This window comes from Paenarthrobacter sp. PH39-S1, assembly GCF_030063245.1.
Classification (GTDB): Bacteria; Actinomycetota; Actinomycetes; order Actinomycetales; family Micrococcaceae; genus Arthrobacter_M.
On the sequence record NZ_JASISR010000003.1, the window covers coordinates 152,532 to 170,865 of the forward strand.

Below are 18,334 nucleotides of genomic sequence, written 5' to 3' on the forward strand. Positions count from 1 at the left end.
ACGGGGGTATGAGGTGCCAGAACCTCAGCATACTTACCGACCCGGACAGATCCCATAGCCACCGGCAGTAGGGGAAATTCACACCTGACTAGTGTCCTGCGTCGTAAATTCATTGGATAAGTGTTAAAATTGGTGTATGGCACGCACTGGACGCCCGAAGGCTGAACTGATCCTCACCGAGGAAGAACGCGATCAGCTTTCTCGGTGGACCCGCAGGCGCAAGGGCCGTGGAGTTCAAGAAGTTCCTGGCCAAGATCGAGGCGCAGGTCCCGGTGGGCCTGGACGTGCATATCGTCTGCGACAACTACGGGACGCACAAGAGTCCAACCATTGTGTCCTGGCTTGCCAAGCACCCGCGGTTCACGATGCACTTCACCCCCACGTACTCGTCCTGGATCAATCAGGTCGAACGGTTGTTTGCCGAAGTGACCCGGGAACTGCTCCAGCGCAGCGATCACCGCAGCGTACAGACCCTGGAGAAAGATCTGCGCAACTGGATCAAGGGGTGGAACGAGAATCCCAAACCGTTTATCTGGACGAAGACCGCCGAGGAGATCCTCGAATCACTGGGACGACTATTAAAACGAATTAACAGCGCGAGACACTAGCGGCCCGCCAGATCCTCGGTGATCGCCGCCGCCCGCGCGGCCGCTGCCTTCGTCCCGGCGGCGACGATGGCCGGAAGGCGCTGCGCCTCGAAGGTGGCAATCGCCTGTTCGGTGGTGCCGCCGGGGCTGCTGACGGCGCGGCGCAGCACCGCGGGATCCGCCCCGGGCTCCGTGAGCATCAGACCGGCACCGGCCACCGTTTCGCGGGCCAGCATCCGCGCGGTGTCCTCATCCAGGCCGAATTCCTGCGCGGCGGACGCCAGGGCTTCCGCCAGATAGAAAACGTAGGCCGGCCCCGAGCCGCTGATGGCGGATACGGCGTCCTGTTGCTCCTCGGGCACATCGAGCACCAGGCCCGAGGAAACGAACACCTCGTGGGCCAGGGACAACTGTTCCGGCGTGGTCCCTGATCCGGTGGACAGGGCGACGACGCCGCGGCGCACCTTCAGCGGCGTGTTCGGGATCGATCGGATCACCGGCTGGTCCTGCGGTAAAGCCGCAGCCAGCTGGGCCAGGGAAACGCCGGCCGCCACGCTGACCAGCACGGTTCCTGCCGCCAGCGCCGGCGCAACCTCACGGCACAGCTGAGCGATACCGGCGGGTTTGACGGCCAGAATCACCACATCGGCGCCCTGCACGGCCAGCGGGTTGGCCTCCGGTTCCTCCGCACCGGCCAGAGCGGTGATGCCGTACCGGGAGGCCAGCTCCTCCGCCCGCTCGACGCGTCGAACGGTTGCCACCACGGATGACGGCTTGAGCCCGGAGCCGAGCAGGCCGGCGAGGATTGCCTCGCCCATGGACCCGCAGCCAAGAAAAGCGATTCTATTGATCATGCAGCCATCTTTTCACAACCACCGATTCAGCGTGGGCCCCGCGCTACCTCAATCGCTACCTCAATGCGGGTCCTGCGGGACGGCAATGCGCCCCTGCGGGCCTTCTATTGGCAGTCAATTCCCAGCCTGTCGACAGGTCGCACTCAGAATCCTTCATTACTGTCGTAACTACCCCATAAAGGTGCGAGTGATACCGATCGGCTCCGGCTTGCCGGCCCCGATCATTGCGCCGGAGAGTCCGCCGATGTTTCCCCCCAATCATCGGCTCACGGCTTTCCGGCGCTTTCGCTTTTAAGGTTCCTTGAGGAGCCCTGGCTAACGGTCCGAGGGGGAGACCGGGCCGGGGACCAGGGTCACTCGCCCGCAGTTGGATCAGATGAAGGCGGGCAGACTGCAGGGTTTCCGCCAGCCATTCCTCGCGCTCCCCGGCCCCCTTGGCCTTACGCGTCGATATCTAGGCGACATCGGCGCCGTCGAACCCGTGTTCGCACAGATACGTCAGCACCTCAACGCATTCCTGCCGACCGTAGCCCGGCGCCAGGTGCTCATCCTTGCCGGAGTCCGTTCCGTCCGTGAGAGGCAGATGCCGCTGCCGGGTCCCCGCCGCTTGATTGCGTCGAGGCTGCTCGCGTCCGCGGAGGGGGCGTGCGACAGGTCCCAAGTGACGTCGTCGTAATCCTGCCCGATCGGGTCCCAGTGCGGCAGGTACGCCGGCGCCTACCGTCCGCGCACCCGCCAGGGGTACATATCCTCCACCGCGATCCGGATCCCGTAGGACGCGGCGAGATCGCGCACCCCGTGGCCGAACGTTTCGGCATAGTCGTTCTGCCAGCGGAACGGCGGGTGAACCACGAGGGGGCGGCGCCCACCTTGACGGCGATCTGCGCCGAGCGCTCGATCTTGTTCCAGGCGCTGCCCCAGACCTGCTGTGTGAGCAGGAGTGTGGGGCATGGATGGCAAGCACGGGCTGCCCGTAACGCTGGCTGAGGCTGATCAAGGCGTCCGTATTCTGGCTGACGGCGTTGTGCGTCACCATCACCTCAACGCCGTCGTACCCCGGATCGGCGGCTACGGCGAACGCGTCATGGACCGTGAGCGGCTAGACCGAGGCGCTCGAGAGGGCCACCGGGATATGCCTGTCAGCGCTCGGCTCGGGCCGGCCCAGGGCGCGTTCCGCCTCGGCCATCACTTCCTAACCTGCCTCAGCCAAGCGATTTCGACGTAACGGAATATGGGCAGGCGGCGCCAGCGGGCCGTCAAAAACCAACTGATCGAGCCGGCGAAGGATCAGTCCCTCCCGCAGCGCCCAGGGGCAGATCTGCACGCTCTGCACATTGAACAGCTGCAGCGCAGCCTCCGCCACCAAGGCACCCGCCAGCACCTGGTGGGCGCGGGCGGTGGAGACGCCGGGCAGATGAAGCCTGTCCGCGGCGGTCATCGCCGCCAGTCTTTGCGTCCACAGTCCCAGATCGGAGAGCAGCAAATCCCTCCGGATATACGGACCCATGGAACTGGGCGCGGCGCCCGTAATGCGCGCCAGCGCACGGAACGTCTTCGACGAGCCGGTGACGAGGTTGGGAGTCCCGAGTTTCAGGGTCTGCGCCACGGGTTCCTTAAGCGTGGCCCGGATGTGTTTGCGCAGATCCTTCACGCTCTTGGCGCTGGGTGGATCCTCCGGCAGCCAGTCCAGCGTCAGGCGGCCGGCCCCCAGCGCAACCGAGTTGGCGATAGCGGGAAGCTCGTTCTGGCCCATCGCGATTTCAAACGAACCGCCGCCGATATCCAGGTTCAGGATGGTGCCGGCTCCCCAGCCGTACCAGCGCCGGACGGCGAAGAACGTCATCTCCGCTTCCTCTTCCCCGGTGAGCTCCTCCAAGGCGATGGTGGTCTCGCGCTGGACGCGGGCCAGTACCTCGGCCCCGTTGGTGGCCTCCCGGATGGCCGAGGTGCAGAATGCCAGCAGGTCCTTCGCCTTGTGCTTGGCGGCGAATTCCCAGGCTTCCAGCATGAATTCGATCAATTCATGCTGCCCGGCATCGCTGATGTTGCCCTCCGGATCAAGGTACTGCACCAGGGAGAGCGAGCGCTTGTGCGAGGCAAAGGGCACCGGCCGGGCACCCGGGTGCGCGTCGACAAGCAGCAGGTGGACCGTGTTTGAACCAATGTCGAGGACGCCTAGTCGCATGTGCCAATTATTGCGCGTCCCGGCGTTGCCGCGTTAACCAACGCCTGCTCGGTGAAGGGACCCCGCCGGGGCGGTGCAGGGTGCCGTGGATATGGAAAGATGCCAGCGAAATTCCCGCGGCATCCGTCCAAATCCAAGGCACAACTCCGGAGTCTAGCTGTTACGTACGACTCAGCCAGCCGCCGTCGTCCGTCCAAGGCGCGGTCCCTACTTCTTGGCCGCGACCTTGCGCTTGGCCGGCGCCTTGGTGGTCCGTTTGACCGGGCCCCGCTCGCGCTTGTCCGCCAGCAACTCCACCGCACGTTCACGCGTCAGTTCCTCCATGGACGTGTCCCGGGGAACTGTAATGTTCGTGACGCCGTCGGTAATGTACGGGCCGAATCGGCCTTCCTTCACCACAATTGCCTTGCCGGAGACGGGGTCCTCACCGAATTCAGCAAGCGGCGGCACCGCGGCCCGGGCACCGCGCTGTTTGGGCTGCGAATAAACCGCGAGCGCGTCCTCGAGGGTGATCGTGAAGATCTCCTCTTCGGTGCCGATAGAGCGCGAGTCTGTCCCCTTTTTCAGGTAGGGACCAAACCGGCCGTTCTGCACCGTGATCTCATGGCCCTCGGCATCGGCCCCCAGCACCCGTGGCAGACTCATCAGCTGCAGAGCCTGATCCAAGGTGACCTCTTCAACCGTCATCGATTTGAACAGGGAGCCGGTCTGCGGCTTGGCTTTGACGGGCTTTTTCGGTGGCTTCGGTTTGCCGTTCTTGTAATATTCCACCGGAGCATTCGCCAGTTCCTCAGCCGTCGGCTCGGGGATGATCTCGGTCACGTAGGCACCGTAGCGACCGTTCTTGGCCACCACGGAACGCCCGGTCGCCGGGTCAGTTCCCAGCACGCGTTCCTCCGGCGCGGCGGTGTTCATCAGCTCTACGGCCTTTTCGGCGGTGAGCTCATCCGGAGCAAGATCCTCGGGGACGTTCGCCCGGGCGGACTCGATGATCTCCCCCGTCTTTTCGTCCAGAGTGGGGACGGAGCTTTCCAGATAAGGCCCGAACTTGCCGACCCGCAGGGTGATGCCGTCCGTGATCGGGATGGAATTGATCTCCCGGGCATCGATCTCACCCAGATTGTTCACAATGTTCAGCAAGCCGGCGTCGTGATCGTCGCCGAAGTAGAAGTGCTTGAGCCAGTTGGCGCCCACTTCCTCACCCTTGGCGATGCGGTCCAGACCGGTTTCCATGCCGGCGGTGAATTTGTAGTCCACATAATCGGTGAAGTGCTGCTCCAGCAGCCGGACCACGGAGAACGCCACCCAGCTGGGCACCAGCGCCGAACCCTGCTTGCGGACATAACCGCGGTCCATGATGGTGGAGAGCGTGGACGCGTAGGTGGACGGCCGGCCGATGTCGCGCTCTTCCATTTCCTTCGTCAGCGAAGCCTCGGTGAAGCGCGGGGGAGGCGAGGTTTCGTGGCCCAGGGCGGCCACGTCGGCAGCACGCAGGGCGTCGTTTTCCTTGACATTCGGCAGCCGGCGGTCCGCGTCCGAATCCTCCGAACCGCGGACCTCGTCTTTGCCCTCTTCATAGGCGGCCAGGAAGCCCCGGAAGGTGATCACCGTTCCGGAGGCGGAGAACTCCGCGTCCTGGTTCCCGGAAGGCCCGGTAAACGCAGCGCCCAGCCGGATTGTCGCCGTCGAGCCTTTGGCATCCGCCATCTGCGAGGCGACCGTACGCTTCCAGATCAATTCGTACAGTTTGAATTCGTCGCCCTTAAGCGCACCGGCTACCTGAGCGGGCGTGCGGAAGGAGTCTCCAGCGGGCCGGACGGCCTCGTGCGCCTCCTGCGCGTTCGCGCTCTTGTTCGCGTAAACGCGCTTGGCCTGCGGTACAAACTCCGTTCCGTACAGCTCCGCTGCCTGTCGGCGCGCGGCATTGACGGCTTCGTCGCTGAGCGCCGAGGAATCCGTACGCATATACGTGATGTACCCGTTTTCGTACAGCCGCTGCGCCACCTGCATCGTGCTCTTGGACGAGAAACGCAGCTTACGTCCCGCCTCCTGCTGCAGTGTCGACGTCGTAAACGGTGCGGCCGGACGACGAGTGTAGGGCTTATGCTCCATCGACCGGACGGTGAAATCTGCCGTTTCCAGGGCCGACGCTATGGCTTTGGCAGATTCTTCGCGCAGATGTGCCACGTTTTTTCCGGTCAGCTCGCCGGCGTCGTTGAAATCGCGGCCCGAGGCGACGCGCTGGCCGTCCAGGGACGCCAGCTTGGCCCGGAAAGCCTCGTCCGAGTTCAGCGGGGTGAAGGTGCCCGCAAGATCCCAGTAGGAGGCGGACCGGAAAGCCATCCGCTCACGCTCACGCACCACCACCATCCGCGTGACGACGGACTGCACCCGTCCCGCGGAGAGCCCACGGGAAACTTTACGCCAGAGAACGGGCGAAATTTCATAGCCATAGAGACGGTCCAGGACGCGCCTGGTCTCCTGCGCATCCACCAGATCCGTGTCCAGGTCGCGCAGATTGCCGAGGGCGCGCTGCAGGGATTCCTTGGTGATCTCCGCAAACGTCATCCGATATACAGGGACTTTGGGTTTGAGCACCTCGAGCAGGTGCCAGGCAATGGCCTCGCCTTCGCGGTCACCGTCAGTTGCGAGATAGAGTTCGTCGGCGTCCTTGAGCGCTGCCTTAAGCTCGGCGACCTTCTTCTTTTTGTCCGGCGAGACGACATAGTAGGGCTTAAAGTCGTTATCCAGATCGACGGCGAACTTGCCGATGGAGGTCTTTTTCAGCTCCGCCGGGAGGTCTGAAGGCTGCGGCAGGTCACGGATGTGGCCGATGGATGCCTCGACCACAAAGCCCTCGCCAAGATACTTGCCAATGGTCTTGCTTTTGGCGGGTGACTCGACGATGACTAGCTTCTTGCCGGACTTCGGCTTGGCAGCTGTTGCCTTGGTGGGCACGGTACTCCTACGTGGGACAGGTTAGGTGGGCAGACTCAGCCCCCGAGAGCCTAGTTCACCATATTTTCTCACCCAACGTGCATTCGCCCGTCTAACTGCACGTCCGGGCCCACGGCCATCTGGCCGTCTCCCCTTCCCAACTGAGTCGCATTTGTTGCACTCAAAACGCGATTTGAGTGCAACAAATGCGACTCAGTTGGGAAGGGCGGTTCGGTTGGGGCGGGGCTCAACTGGGGGTGATGGGGAGGAGGAAGCCGTCCAGGATCAGCTGACGGATCTCCTCGAGCAGCCCGTGGGTGAAGCTGTCGGATGCGCTGCCGTCCTCCTCCCGGCCCAGCAGCGCCTCCAGCGCCCCAATGATCTGCCCGACCGTTAGTTCGCCATCGCAGACCGAGACAAAACCGGCCAGTTCCGTGCTGAGCAGGTTGGTACGGCGCAGCCCGGCACCCTGGCGGAGCAGAATCACCCCGGGATGTTCGGCCCCGGGACGCTGGTGGCGTTCTTCGGTGACGTCCTCGGCCACGGTCAGTCGGGTGTCCTGCAGACGGCCCGGTGCAAGCCCGGCCAGCCAGTCGGCATGCCCGACGGCGGCGCCCAAGTGCGGGCCGACCGGCTGTTCTATCGGGTACAGAATCTCCTCGAAGCGTCGGATCCGGGGTCCGGCGGATTTTTCCAACGGATTGCGCAGCCAGATCAAGCCGAAGCCGATCCCACGGACACCGCGCGAGGCGAAATCGTCGAGGTACGCGGCGTAGGACTCCGCGTAGAGCGCACGGTCCCGGTTTTCGGAGGCGTCCTGAAGCCAGGTTTCCGCGTATTGGCCCGGTCCCACCTGTTCGCGCTGGATAAACCAGGCATCGGCCGCTTCCGGAACCCAGGACTCCGGCCCTGCATACCAGCTGCCGGTTCCCGGCCGCGCGTCGGGGCGCGCGTCGGGGTCCATGTCCGCGCCGGAGCCGGCCTCTGCGTCGGGGTCAGTGCCGGTATCGGGGGCTGCGTCGGGGTCTCCACCGGCGCCCGGGTCGCGTATTTCCCAATTCCCCAGCAGCTGCGCGGTCCCACCCGGCGCCAGCACCGCCGGCAGCCCGCGCACCAGCTCCGCGACAATTTCATCTCCCGGCAGGCCGCCATCCCGATAGGTGAACCGGTCCCGCGCACTCTCGCCGCGGTGCCGGGGTGTGATCACAAACGGCGGGTTAGACACCACCAAAGAGAACGTCTCCCCGGCAACCGGCTCCAGCAGACTGCCGCGGAACAGCCGGACGCGCGCCTGCAGATCCGACGGATCCAGCAGGAGTTCGACGGCGTTCAGCAGCAGGTTGAATCGGGTGAAGGCGAGCGCCCGCTCTGAAATATCGATCGCCGCCACCTGGTCCGCATGGTGCAGCAGGTGGAAGGTCTGGATACCACAGCCGGTGCCCACATCCAGCGCACGCGCGACCGGGGTGCGGACGATGCTTTGCGCCAGGGTCAGCGAGGCCTGCCCGATGCCGAGCACGTGATCCCGGCGCAGCACGCCGGGCCGCTGATGGGCGGCAAGGTCACTCGCCACCCACAGCTCTGCCCCGCCGCTGCCGTCGTCGTTCGCAGGCCAGCCATAGGGCCGAAGGTCGACGGCGGCGCGCAGCGCGTCCGGCCCATCGGCGTCCACCAGCCGCAGTGCCAGCAGAGCAGCCACGCCGGATTCCGGCAGAGCGGCCGCGAGCGTTCCGCGCGCCACCGGCTCCGCCAGCAGCCAGAGCCTGACGACGGCGGCCAAGCCGCCGTCGTCGTCCCGGGTTTTCAGCAGCGCCGGGACGGCCTGGTCCCGGGTAAACGCCTGGTACGCCTCGACGCCCAACAGTGCCTCGACGCCGTCGACCGTGTAGCCCAGCGCGGTCAGGTCCCGTGCCAGCGCCGCGAGCAACGCCGGATCCTCGCTGACAGGGGCGTCCGGGACGTTAGCAAAATCAGTCACAGTCATCAGTTTATGGGCAGCCCAGCTGCGGACGGCGGACCGGCTCCGCCGCCGGCTGCCTTGGACCGACGGCGCTGGCCCGGCTCATTTACCGGGCAGAGGTACCTCGGCAGCCTACCGCTTAAACCGCGCAGCCCTGCGGACAGAGCAGTGTTTCCGGGCCAGCCGCGCACCCGGCACAGTAGAGCGCCAGGTTGCGGCAGTCGGGGTTGGAACAGTTTTCGAACTTGCTGGTCGGGCCATCGCAGCGCACGCAACCGCCGATGGTCTTGGAATCTTCGCTGAATTCAAGGTGCATCCGCTTGTCGAAGACGTAGAGCGAGCCTTCCCAGAGCCCGGCGTCCCTGAACGTTTCGCCGTACCGCACGATCCCGCCATCGAGCTGATAGACCTCTTTGAAACCGCGGTTGACCATCAGCGAGCTGAGCACCTCGCAACGGATACCGCCGGTGCAGTACGTCACCACCGGCTTGTCCTTGAGCCCGTCGTATTTGCCGGAATCAAGCTCTTTGATGAAGTCATGGGTGGTGGCCACATCCGGCACCACCGCGTTTTTGAACTTGCCGATCTGGGCTTCGAAGGCATTGCGCCCGTCGAAAAAAACGACGTCGTTGCCCTTATCCGCGACCAGTGTGTGCAGCTCCTCGGGTTTGAGGTGCGTTCCTCCGCCGACGACGCCGGCCCCGTCCACCTTCAGCTCTCCTGGCGCGCCGAAACTGACGATTTCATCCCGGACCTTCACGCTCAACCGGGGAAAGTCCTCCGCTGACCCGTCCGACCATTTGACGTCGATGGCTTTGAATCCGGGGTATTCGCGGGTTGTCTTGAGATACTGTTTGACGTTCCGCAGCTCCCCACCGACGGTGGCGTTGATACCATCGCTGGAAATCAGGAGGCGCCCGCGCAGGCCCAGCTTTTCGCACAACGCACGCTGCCAGAGCCGGACCGCGACCGGGTCCGCGACGGGGGTGAAGCAGTAAAAAAGCACAATTCGGTTCAAAGCCACGGTTCAAGCCTACGGGCCGGCGGCAAATTCAGCCGGGCGTCGCCGCGGCGAAACGGCGTATTCTGCGGTTGAAGAAAGCCTCTACGCCGCGGTAGGCGAGGGCCAAAGCGCCGACCAGCACCAACCACAGCAGCACCGCCTGCAGCAGCATGGGCAAAGCCGAAAGCAGCCGCCCCAGGATCGCTATCACCACCGGCGGAAGGAGGAAGAACAACACCATGGCCAGCAACAGGCCCAGGCCGCCGCGTTTGATCCCCGGCACCGAGTTCGCCGTCGGCCACATCCGGGGGAACGGCCCGGAGCGCGCCAGCAGCTTCGCCGTCAGGAGCGCGGCCGCGGCCACGGAGGCGAACACGACGATCAGCAGCACCATGTTGCCGCGCAGGTACTGTGCACTCAACTGCAGCGCCGCGATGGCGCCGGTGAGGAGCAGCAGATAGGACCCCGGCACGGCAAACGGCTCACGATTCAGGTCGGCCTCTGAGGATTTCATCTCCCTATTGAACCAAACCCTCGCCGGATGCACCGTCACGGGCTGCCCAGCAGCGTCCGTGCCGGACGGCCGGCGGCGTGGGGTTCGAGCGGCGTGGGGTTCGGGCGGCGTGGGTGCGGGCGGCCGGCGGCATGGCGTGCCGGACGGCGGGTGACAGAATACATGGGTGGCATTGGATGATTCACTGATCCCGCTGCTGGGCCGCGGGCCGGCTCCGGAGCAGCTCCAGCATGTGCGGAAAATCCCGGCCCGGACGGCCGTCACGGAGCCGTGGCCCGGCTGGGTGCATCCCGACATCGTCGACGCCTACGCCGCTTTGGGCGTGCACGAGCCGTGGCGGCACCAAGTCCAAGGCGCCCAGCTGGCCCACGACGGCGGGCACGTCGTCATTGCCACCGGAACGGCCTCCGGCAAGTCGTTGGCCTACCAGCTGCCGGCACTGGACGCCGTTCACCGCGCGGAGCTCAGGGTGCTGGCGGAACCGGGAAAAATCAATCCGGACGGTGCTGTGGCGCTGTACCTCTCCCCGACCAAGGCGCTCGCGGCAGATCAGTACGCTGCCATCCACTCCCTGCACCTGCCCACCATCCGGGCGGCGACATACGACGGCGACACCGATACCGCCGAGCGTCGCTGGATCCGGGACCATGCCAACTTTGTCCTGTGCAACCCTGACATGCTGCACTTTGGCGTGCTGCCCAACCACATCTGGTGGGCCGGATTCTTCCGGCGGCTGAAATTCGTCATCATCGATGAGGCCCACAGCTACCGCGGCGTCTTCGGTTCCCATGTGGCCAATCTGATGCGCAGGCTGCGCCGTATCTGCGCATACTACGGAGCCGATCCGGTCTTCATTGCGGCCTCGGCCACATCATCCGACCCTGAGGTGTCTTTCGGCCGGCTGATCGGGGCTTCTGTGACCGGATTAACGCAGGACTACTCTCCGCACGGCTCCACCACGGTGGCTTTTTGGGAGCCTGCCCTGATGGAGTTCAAAGGCGAAAACGGCGCCCCAGCGCGGCGCACGGCCATCGCCGAAACCGCCGATCTGATGGCCAATTTGGTCTCGGCCAGGATCCGCACCATCGCCTTCATTAAATCCCGACGGGGCGCCGAGACCATCGCAGGCATTGCCAAGCGGCTGCTGGACGAGGTGGACCACAGCCTTCCCCAGCGCATCGCGGCCTACCGGTCCGGCTATCTACCGGAAGAACGACGTGCCTTAGAGAAGGCCCTCCGTTCCGGTGAGTTGCTGGGCGTGTCCAGCACGTCCGCGCTGGAACTGGGCATCGATATCTCCGGCCTGGACGCCGTACTGATCGCCGGGTGGCCTGGCACCAGAGCATCCCTATTCCAACAGATCGGCCGCGCTGGCCGCGCCGGGCAGGCCGCCGTAGCCGCGTTCGTCGCCAGCGATGATCCCTTGGACACCTATCTCGTTCACCACCCCGAAGCCATTTTCGATGTTCCGGTGGAAGCCACCGTATTTGACCCTTCCAACCCCTATGTCCTGGGTCCGCACCTGTGCGCTGCCGCTGCAGAGCTTCCGCTGGGACCAGGGGACCTGGAGCTGTTCGGGCCGGCAACGCTGAAGCTTTTGGACCAACTGGTCAAGGATGGCTACCTGCGCCGTCGGCCTGCAGGCTGGTTTTGGACCCATCCGCAGAGCGCTGCGGGGATGGTCAATCTCAGGGCCGATGGCGGCGGCCCGATCAGCATTGTCGACGTGGACACCGGCTCGCTGCTGGGCACGATGGATTCGCCCCAGTCCCATTACCAGGCTCACCGGGGCGCCGTCTATGTCCATCAAGGTGAAACTTTTGTGGTCGAGGAACTCAACGAGCAGGACCACTGTGCCGTGGTCAGGCGAGGCAACCCGGACTACTACACCACGGCCCGGGACGTCACCCAGATCGAGGTCCTCCGTTCTCTGCGGCACGAACTCTGGGGCCCGGTCGAAATCCATTTCGGCGAGGTACAGGTCACCACACAGGTCGTCTCCTTTCAGCGCAAAGCGTTTGTCTCCAACGAGGTGCTCGGTGAAGAACCCCTCGATCTGGGCGCCCATGACCTGTTCACCAAGGCGGTCTGGTTCACCTTGGACAACGAGACGATGCTCGCGGGTGGCCTGACCGAACCGCAGTTTCCGGGGGCCCTGCACGCTGCTGAACATGCCGCCATCGGATTGCTCCCGCTCGTGGCATCGAGCGACCGCTGGGACGTGGGCGGAGTATCCACGGCAATCCACGCGGATACCGGTCAGCCGACCATCTTCGTCTACGACGGCCATCCGGGCGGGGCCGGATTTGCCGAGCGTGCCTTTGAAGCCGCACGGATCTGGCTTAGGGCCACTCGTGATGCCATTGCCGCCTGTGAATGCGACGCCGGCTGCCCGTCCTGCGTGCAATCCCCAAAATGTGGCAATAAGAACAATCCTCTGGACAAGGGAGGCGCCGTGCAGCTGATCGACATTCTGCTGGCCGGAGCAGCCGTAGCCGACGGGACGCCACCATTCAGCGAGCACCGGCGTGGCGCCACGGCGCAGTAGTCATATTAGGGCGGTGGTCCTGCACGAGAGTGCCCGGTTGCCGCTCCCCACGCACCCGCCAGAATGACCCTCGTCCTGACCTCCACGATCTCCCCGTCAGGACCTCCCACGATGCAGCTGACCATTACGGCGTGATGCTGGACCACGATGTCTTCCGCTACGCCGCATGGTTCACCGGTAATGATGTTCCGGGCGGCATCGGCGCCTGCCAAGGCTCCAAGATCGGCTGCGGTTGCGGCCCGGGCCGCCCCGATGGCGGCCTGAGCCAGGAGAAGTAGCGCTGCCAGCAGCATGAGCAGGACCAACGCTAATCCAACGGTCAGGACAGTGCCCGAACCGCAGTCTGGGGCACCGGGACGCCTTGCCTGGGCCGGAGTCGTCGATCCAGTCACTATTCCCGGACCCGTCACAGGGCAGGACTTGAGTCGCGTCATCGAGCTGGACCTGAGTCGCGTCATCGCGCTGGACATAGTGCCGACACCTGCCGCAGTCATGGTCCTGGTCCAGGCGAGGGGTCGCTGCCGCCGTTATGCCAGCTCTTCTGCGGAACCAGTTCTACCGCTACCGCGACCGGCACAGATTCCTGCCTTGCCACCGCATCCGCGGTCAGAGGCCAACTCACCAGACCCGATAGCGGGCCGGAGACCCGAATACTGACTTCCGCTCGGACATAGCCGCCCGCTCTACTGACAGCTACCTCTGCGTCATGTCCAGCGATCTGCCTGGCAGCTGCCACGGCGGTGGCTGCTGGATCTCCCCGTGCCAGGGCACGTGCTGCGGAACGCGCAGATTCTTCCAGTCTCAGCTGTGTCACCCCGATCAGCGCCGCCAGCAACAGCAGTGCCAAGAGAACGGTCAGCGACGGTAGTGCAACTGCCAACTCGGCCGTAACGGACCCGCGCTGCCGACCGCCCCGAACGTGGCATGACACAAAATTCCGCTGACAAGCAGGCCGGCTATAGGGCCCCTCGCCTGTGCTGTTCCAAGCGCACCCGAAACCACGCGCTGGACCCAACGTCACGGCAGACTCAGAGCGGTGCGGATGATGCCGAGCAGGAAGCCTCGCACCTCATCGCTTTTCAGGATCACGACCAGCAATCCGGCGAATCCCACCGCTGCCAAAGTGCAGATTGCATATTCAGCGGTCGCCATCCCCAGTTCGGCGTCCCTTCGCCGCAGGCGTCCGGATTCCCGGACCAGGTACCCGGCGGTGGCTCCCGGATAGATTTCCGAGACGTTGTGATACTCCATGTCGGCTGGGCCTTCCTTCCCTGCCTCGTCGGTTCGTATTCCTGTTGGCTTTGCCATCTGATCCTCCTTGATCGTTCCGGGCCGCCCCTGCGGCGGGTTCCATTTAAACGATCCCTTTCCAGTTCCGTCAGCGACAGTGGCCGATGTAAAGAGGTGCATCCCGCTGCCACCGACGAACGTTGTGGAGGGCTTGTCTGCCTGTCGCCGTCAGCGGAATGACGGCACCATGGCCACGACCACGGGGACTACTCCCAGACACAGAAAAGCAGGCAACGAACAAAGCCCCAAGGGGATCACTAACTTCACGCCGAGGGACGCCGCACGGTGTTCGGACTCACGCTGGGCGGACCTGCGCAGCTGGGCCGCCTCAGCGTAAAGCAACGTAGCCGAGGGCGCACCCGTTACGGCGGCGAAGGTCAGCGCCTCGTACAATCCGCCCATTTGCGGATGTCCCCTGACCGGGCGCCAGGACGTCTGCCAAGAAGCCCCGATGCTCAGGCCTGCAACCACTGTTGCCAGGCCCTCCCGTGTCCGTGTCGTTGTTACAGCGGCGAGGAGTTCCAGAGACCGGGACAGCGGGAGTCCGGCATCGAGACAGGTTGCGAGCAGTTCCAGCATGAGCGGAAGGTTGGCGATGCCCCCGCCCGGCCCATCAGTGTCCGAATCGCCGATCCGTTTCCGAACTGCACCCAGCTGCCGCCAACGGCCACTCCCGGTGGACGGCAGCAACAATGCATTCGACGCGCCAAGGAGGGCAAATGCCAGCCATAGCCACGCTGTCACGGCGAATCACGTGCCGCTGCTCTGATCAGGGCTCCGGACCAGAAACGGCCGGCAGCCATCAGGGCGACGCCGATGGAGAGCGCGGCCCAGCCAACCGGACCACCGAAAAGAACCGCCAGCGGGTCAACACCCATAAGCATTCCCAAGAGGAGACCCAGCAGGGGCAGCCAGCTCAGCAGCCGGACGGTTGCCTTTGGCCCGGCAAGCGATGTTTCCCGGCTGGCGGCGGCGTCCATTTCCGACTCCAGTCGCACGGCGTACCGTTGCAGCACGGCGGCCAGCGGCGACCCGCTGATCTCAGCGACATCCAGGCAGGCAGCCAGCTCCTGCCAGTGCTTGCACTGCGGGTATTGACTAGCGGAGACACTGACAGCTGCGCAGCCGGACCGGATCGCCGAACTGGCGCTGAGCCCTAAAACGGTGGCCTGGTACGCCGCCTGGAGGAGCTGCGCGTTCAGCCCTTGGCCGCCGCTTGCCAACAGCAGCTGTGCTCCGGATGCAGTGGCTCTTCTGCCAGCCGCAACCGGCGCCGCAACCCTGGTTGCCAGCATATCCGCCCACAAATTTTGACCCGAGCGGCCAGCCGCGAGCAGAGCGGACAGTTCCCGGACCAGCCTCGCCATTTCGGCAGTATCCGCCGCATGCGGCCGCCCTCCGAACAGCTGACGCACGCGGGACGAACGCGGCCGGCCGCGCTCATTTCGGATCCCGTCGCGGGTTGCCACGCCAAGACCAGGCGACGGGTCCGCGTATACCCCGGAAGTGCGGCCACTCCTCCCCTGTTCTCGCACTGCGGTCATCCACCGGATGCCGGAGAACGAAAGAACCACGCAGCCGAGCGCCGGAAAAACGAATATCAGGATCAGGTTCACCCGCGCCTCCTGCTCCGGGCGGTACCCCGATCTCCAGCGGTCTGCACTTCACGGCCACCGCAGGCGGAGTTCCGATCGGGGGAATCCCGGTCGGGGGAATCCCGGTAGGGGGAATCCCGGTCTGCGGAATCCCGATCGTGGGCGGCCTGCTCCTGCTGGACCCGATCGGCGAAGACCTGATCGGCGTCACCGCGATCGTCGGAGGGGGCCGGCAGGCCGGGGTCCGGGCCACCCAAGAGCTCCCGAAGCTGCTCCCAACCAGCCCCGTAAACCAGCCTGCGGGTGCGGCGGCCGGCCGCCGGCCCCGGAGGCTCCGCCGGCGACGCGGACCGCCGGCCGGTGGCCACACCGGCGGACGATCCATCCTTAATGCTCACCGCCGGTGCGACCTCGAGCCTGCCCGCTTTCAATGTCGCCACCCCGATTTCCGCCACCCTGCGCCCGGAGGGATGCCGTTCGAGATGCACCACTACGTCCAGCGCGCTGGCAGCCTGGATTGCCACGGCCTCGGTGCTCAGCCCGGCGAGCGCGCCCAGAGCCGCCAGCCTCGCGGGGACATCCGACGCACTGTTCGCATGGATCGTGCCCCCACCGCCCCGATGGCCGGTGTTCAGGGCTGAGAGCAACTCCCGCACCTCCGCGCCCCGGCACTCCCCCACAATCAGCCGGCTTGGGCTCATCCGCAGGGCCTGCCGTACCAGCTCGGTAAGCTCCACCGCGCCTCCGCCCTCGGCGTTGGCGTGCCGCGCCTCCAGCGTCAGCACGTGGGGATGATCCGGTTCGAGTTCCGCGGCGTCCTCGATCAGCACAAGCCGCTCGCGAAGCTGACACATTCCAAGCAGGGTCGAGAGCAGGGTGGTTTTGCCCGTTCCGGTGGCGCCGCTGATCAGGAAACTGAGCCGCCTGCCGATGACGGCACGCAGCAATGCAGCGATGCCTGGCTCGGCAAACCCGGAGAGCACCAGCTCGTCCATGGCAAAGACCTCTGCCCGTCTGATCCGGACCGACAGGATCACCCCCTGCGCCGAGATCGGCGGCAGAACCGCGTGAATCCGGAAGCCGCCGTCGAGCCTTACATCAACACAAGGTGAGCCGTCGTCCAACCGTCGTCCGCCGGAAGCAATCAGCCGCACAGCAAGCGCCCTGAGCTGCTCTTCGCCCGTAAAGGAAATATCCACGACTTCCGCCCCTTGTCCGCGGTCCACCCACACCGACCGCGGGCCATTGACGAAGATGTCGGTGATTTCCGGGTCCTTCAGCAATGGTTGGAGTGGTCCCAGTCCGCTGAGCTCGGCATTGATGCTCTCCACCGCGGCCAGCGATCCGGCCGTCCCTAAAAGCCTGCCGCTATCCCGCACCGCTGCCGCGACACGAAGCGACGTGACAGGCCCGGCCTCCGAGAGCACCGCGCGGCGCACGGTGTCCAGGAGCGTTTCATCCACGGCGTGCAAGCGCGGGAGCTGGGAATGACGTCTCATCCCGGCACACTCCGCAGGCTTACCAGAACGCGGTCGGCAAGCCGCCTGACCTTTCGGGACTTGGCCAGATCGGCCAGCTGTCCACGTTCGGTCGCTGCCGCGGCGGCGCGCAGAACCGGCATGATCCCGAGGACTGCGCAACCCACGGAGTCCGCGATCAGTTGCACATCCAGCCCTTCACGCAGCGGTGCGCGGACCACCAGCGCCGTCGGCAGCGAGGGAAGGTCGTTTAGCAGCCTGGCACTCGCTGCTGACGACCGCAATTGGGCTGGAACCACCGTTAGCAGCTGATCACAATGCTTCCCGAGCGACGACAGTGCATTCCGGTTGCGGCCAAGATCCACCACTGCGAGCTCATAGCCGCGCCGGGCGGCCCGCAGGACTTGGGCGCCGGTTGCTCCGGGGCCAAAATCAGTCCCGCTGGACGCCCCGTACCCGCCCCATGAAAGCAATGAGAATCCGGCGACGACAGGCAGCGAGGCTGCCAACTGGTCGGGGTTGATGGTGCCGGACGCTGCCAGTAGATCCGGCCACCGCAGGCCGGCAGGCTCCTCGGCGGTCACGGCGATGTCCAGACCCCCTCCCCATTCGTCACCGTCAACCAGCAACGTCCGAACACCAGCCGTCGCCGCGCAGGCGGCCAGCAGGACGGCCAATGTGGACGCACCCGCCCCACCACAGCCGCCAACAACGCCGAGAATGAAACCTTCCGCGGCCGGGTCGCGCAGCTGGCTGAGGAATTCCGCCAGCCATTCGGACGCCTCGGGCAGGACGGCGACCCGATCCGCGCTGGAAAGCGATGCCTGCCGCCACAGCTGCTCCCTTTCGGCGGAGAATCCAACCAGCAGGGTCGGGCCACGCCGGCGCCGGAAGTCCGATGCCACATCGATCCCGACCATTACGGCGGCAGCGGCGTCCCACTCTCCGCGCGCCTCCTCAACCGTAGGAAAGACCATCAGTCCGACAGAGGCAGCAGCGGCAACCCGCCCAATCTCATCGTGCAGCGGACCGGATTCCGTCACCAGCAAGACCCGGCTGCCGTTCGGCGGCAGCCACGCGGCCCGGTTACCGGTGTGGTCGGTAGCAGCCGCTTGGGGGTCCGAAGCTGCGCCGGTCCCCTTCGGCAGACGCATGGCTCTGCGCGTCCTGGCTATCGATTGTTCCGGCATCGTCTCAGTCTTCGCCCCGATGAGCGGGAATCTTGGTGCAGCTTCGAATATGTGGACCCGAGGCGGTGCAGGAGTGCTCGTGGAGGAGTGGTGAGGGCGGGGTACGGCCACCACGGCGGCGCCACCGCGAGCTGTCACTGACAGTCACTTCCAAGGCCGCGAATGACATATATTGGCCGTGCACACGCCGCCC

General features: G+C 65.3%; 13 protein-coding genes and 3 pseudogenes. 2 read left to right on the forward strand and 14 right to left on the reverse strand.

Annotated features, from left to right (window positions below):
* Positions 1-136 precede the first annotated feature (136 nt).
* Positions 137-608 (forward strand): annotated as a pseudogene (locus tag QMG52_RS03280) (transposase).
* On the opposite strand, the gene proC reads toward QMG52_RS03280, so the two are convergent.
* The 7 genes and pseudogenes from proC to QMG52_RS03315 form a co-directional block, all read right to left on the reverse strand.
* On the reverse strand, positions 605-1,441 hold the full coding sequence (gene proC, locus QMG52_RS03285) for a pyrroline-5-carboxylate reductase (protein ID WP_283559001.1): 837 nt from the start codon (positions 1,439-1,441) through the stop codon (positions 605-607). The pseudogene QMG52_RS03280 and the gene proC sit on opposite strands and share 4 nt — an antisense overlap.
* A 373-nt stretch (positions 1,442-1,814) precedes the next feature.
* A pseudogene (locus QMG52_RS03290) lies at positions 1,815-2,627 on the reverse strand (sugar phosphate isomerase/epimerase family protein); the annotation flags it as partial.
* Positions 2,628-2,633: 6 nt separating this feature from the next.
* Positions 2,634-3,626 (reverse strand): Ppx/GppA family phosphatase, encoded by a 993-nt coding sequence (locus QMG52_RS03295; RefSeq protein ID WP_283559002.1) that lies wholly within the window; start codon positions 3,624-3,626, stop codon positions 2,634-2,636.
* 207 nt (positions 3,627-3,833) lie between these two features.
* The gene (topA, locus tag QMG52_RS03300) at positions 3,834-6,584 is read right to left on the reverse strand and encodes a type I DNA topoisomerase (RefSeq protein ID WP_283559003.1); all 2,751 of its coding nucleotides are present in this window, start codon (positions 6,582-6,584) and stop codon (positions 3,834-3,836) included.
* Between the two features lie 226 nt (positions 6,585-6,810).
* The gene (locus QMG52_RS03305) at positions 6,811-8,547 is read right to left on the reverse strand and encodes a DUF7059 domain-containing protein (RefSeq protein WP_283559004.1); all 1,737 of its coding nucleotides are present in this window, start codon (positions 8,545-8,547) and stop codon (positions 6,811-6,813) included.
* Between the two features lie 115 nt (positions 8,548-8,662).
* Positions 8,663-9,547, reverse strand: a complete 885-nt coding sequence (gene trhO, locus QMG52_RS03310) for an oxygen-dependent tRNA uridine(34) hydroxylase TrhO (protein WP_283559005.1) — start codon at positions 9,545-9,547, stop codon at positions 8,663-8,665.
* Between the two features lie 28 nt (positions 9,548-9,575).
* The gene (locus QMG52_RS03315) at positions 9,576-10,040 is read right to left on the reverse strand and encodes a hypothetical protein (protein WP_283559006.1); all 465 of its coding nucleotides are present in this window, start codon (positions 10,038-10,040) and stop codon (positions 9,576-9,578) included.
* Between the two features lie 166 nt (positions 10,041-10,206).
* Between QMG52_RS03315 and QMG52_RS03320 the strand changes: the two genes are divergently transcribed.
* Positions 10,207-12,588, forward strand: a complete 2,382-nt coding sequence (locus tag QMG52_RS03320) for a DEAD/DEAH box helicase (protein ID WP_283559007.1) — start codon at positions 10,207-10,209, stop codon at positions 12,586-12,588.
* A gap of 5 nt (positions 12,589-12,593) precedes the next feature.
* Here the strand turns inward: QMG52_RS03320 and QMG52_RS03325 are convergent, their stop codons facing one another.
* The 7 genes and pseudogenes from QMG52_RS03325 to ssd form a co-directional block, all read right to left on the reverse strand.
* Entirely contained in the window at positions 12,594-12,980 is a 387-nt protein-coding gene (locus QMG52_RS03325) for an Rv3654c family TadE-like protein (protein ID WP_283559008.1), read from the reverse strand.
* Positions 12,981-13,078: 98 nt separating this feature from the next.
* On the reverse strand, positions 13,079-13,609 hold the full coding sequence (locus QMG52_RS03330) for a TadE family type IV pilus minor pilin (RefSeq protein WP_349361646.1): 531 nt from the start codon (positions 13,607-13,609) through the stop codon (positions 13,079-13,081).
* Positions 13,606-13,896, reverse strand: coding sequence for a DUF4244 domain-containing protein (locus QMG52_RS03335; protein WP_283559010.1), 291 nt, complete (start codon positions 13,894-13,896; stop codon positions 13,606-13,608). Before QMG52_RS03335 ends, QMG52_RS03330 begins: the two co-directional genes overlap by 4 nt.
* A 150-nt stretch (positions 13,897-14,046) precedes the next feature.
* Positions 14,047-14,622: a type II secretion system F family protein gene (locus tag QMG52_RS03340; protein WP_283559011.1), complete on the reverse strand. Its 576-nt coding sequence runs from the start codon at positions 14,620-14,622 to the stop codon at positions 14,047-14,049.
* Positions 14,619-15,245: a hypothetical protein gene (locus QMG52_RS03345; protein WP_283559012.1), complete on the reverse strand. Its 627-nt coding sequence runs from the start codon at positions 15,243-15,245 to the stop codon at positions 14,619-14,621. The genes QMG52_RS03340 and QMG52_RS03345 overlap by 4 nt, the downstream gene beginning before the upstream one ends.
* A 620-nt stretch (positions 15,246-15,865) precedes the next feature.
* Positions 15,866-16,972 (reverse strand): annotated as a pseudogene (locus tag QMG52_RS03350) (TadA family conjugal transfer-associated ATPase); the annotation flags it as partial.
* Positions 16,969-18,141 (reverse strand): septum site-determining protein Ssd, encoded by a 1,173-nt coding sequence (gene ssd / locus QMG52_RS03355; protein WP_283559013.1) that lies wholly within the window; start codon positions 18,139-18,141, stop codon positions 16,969-16,971. The gene ssd and the pseudogene QMG52_RS03350, both read right to left, overlap by 4 nt.
* Positions 18,142-18,334: the final 193 nt, after the last annotated feature.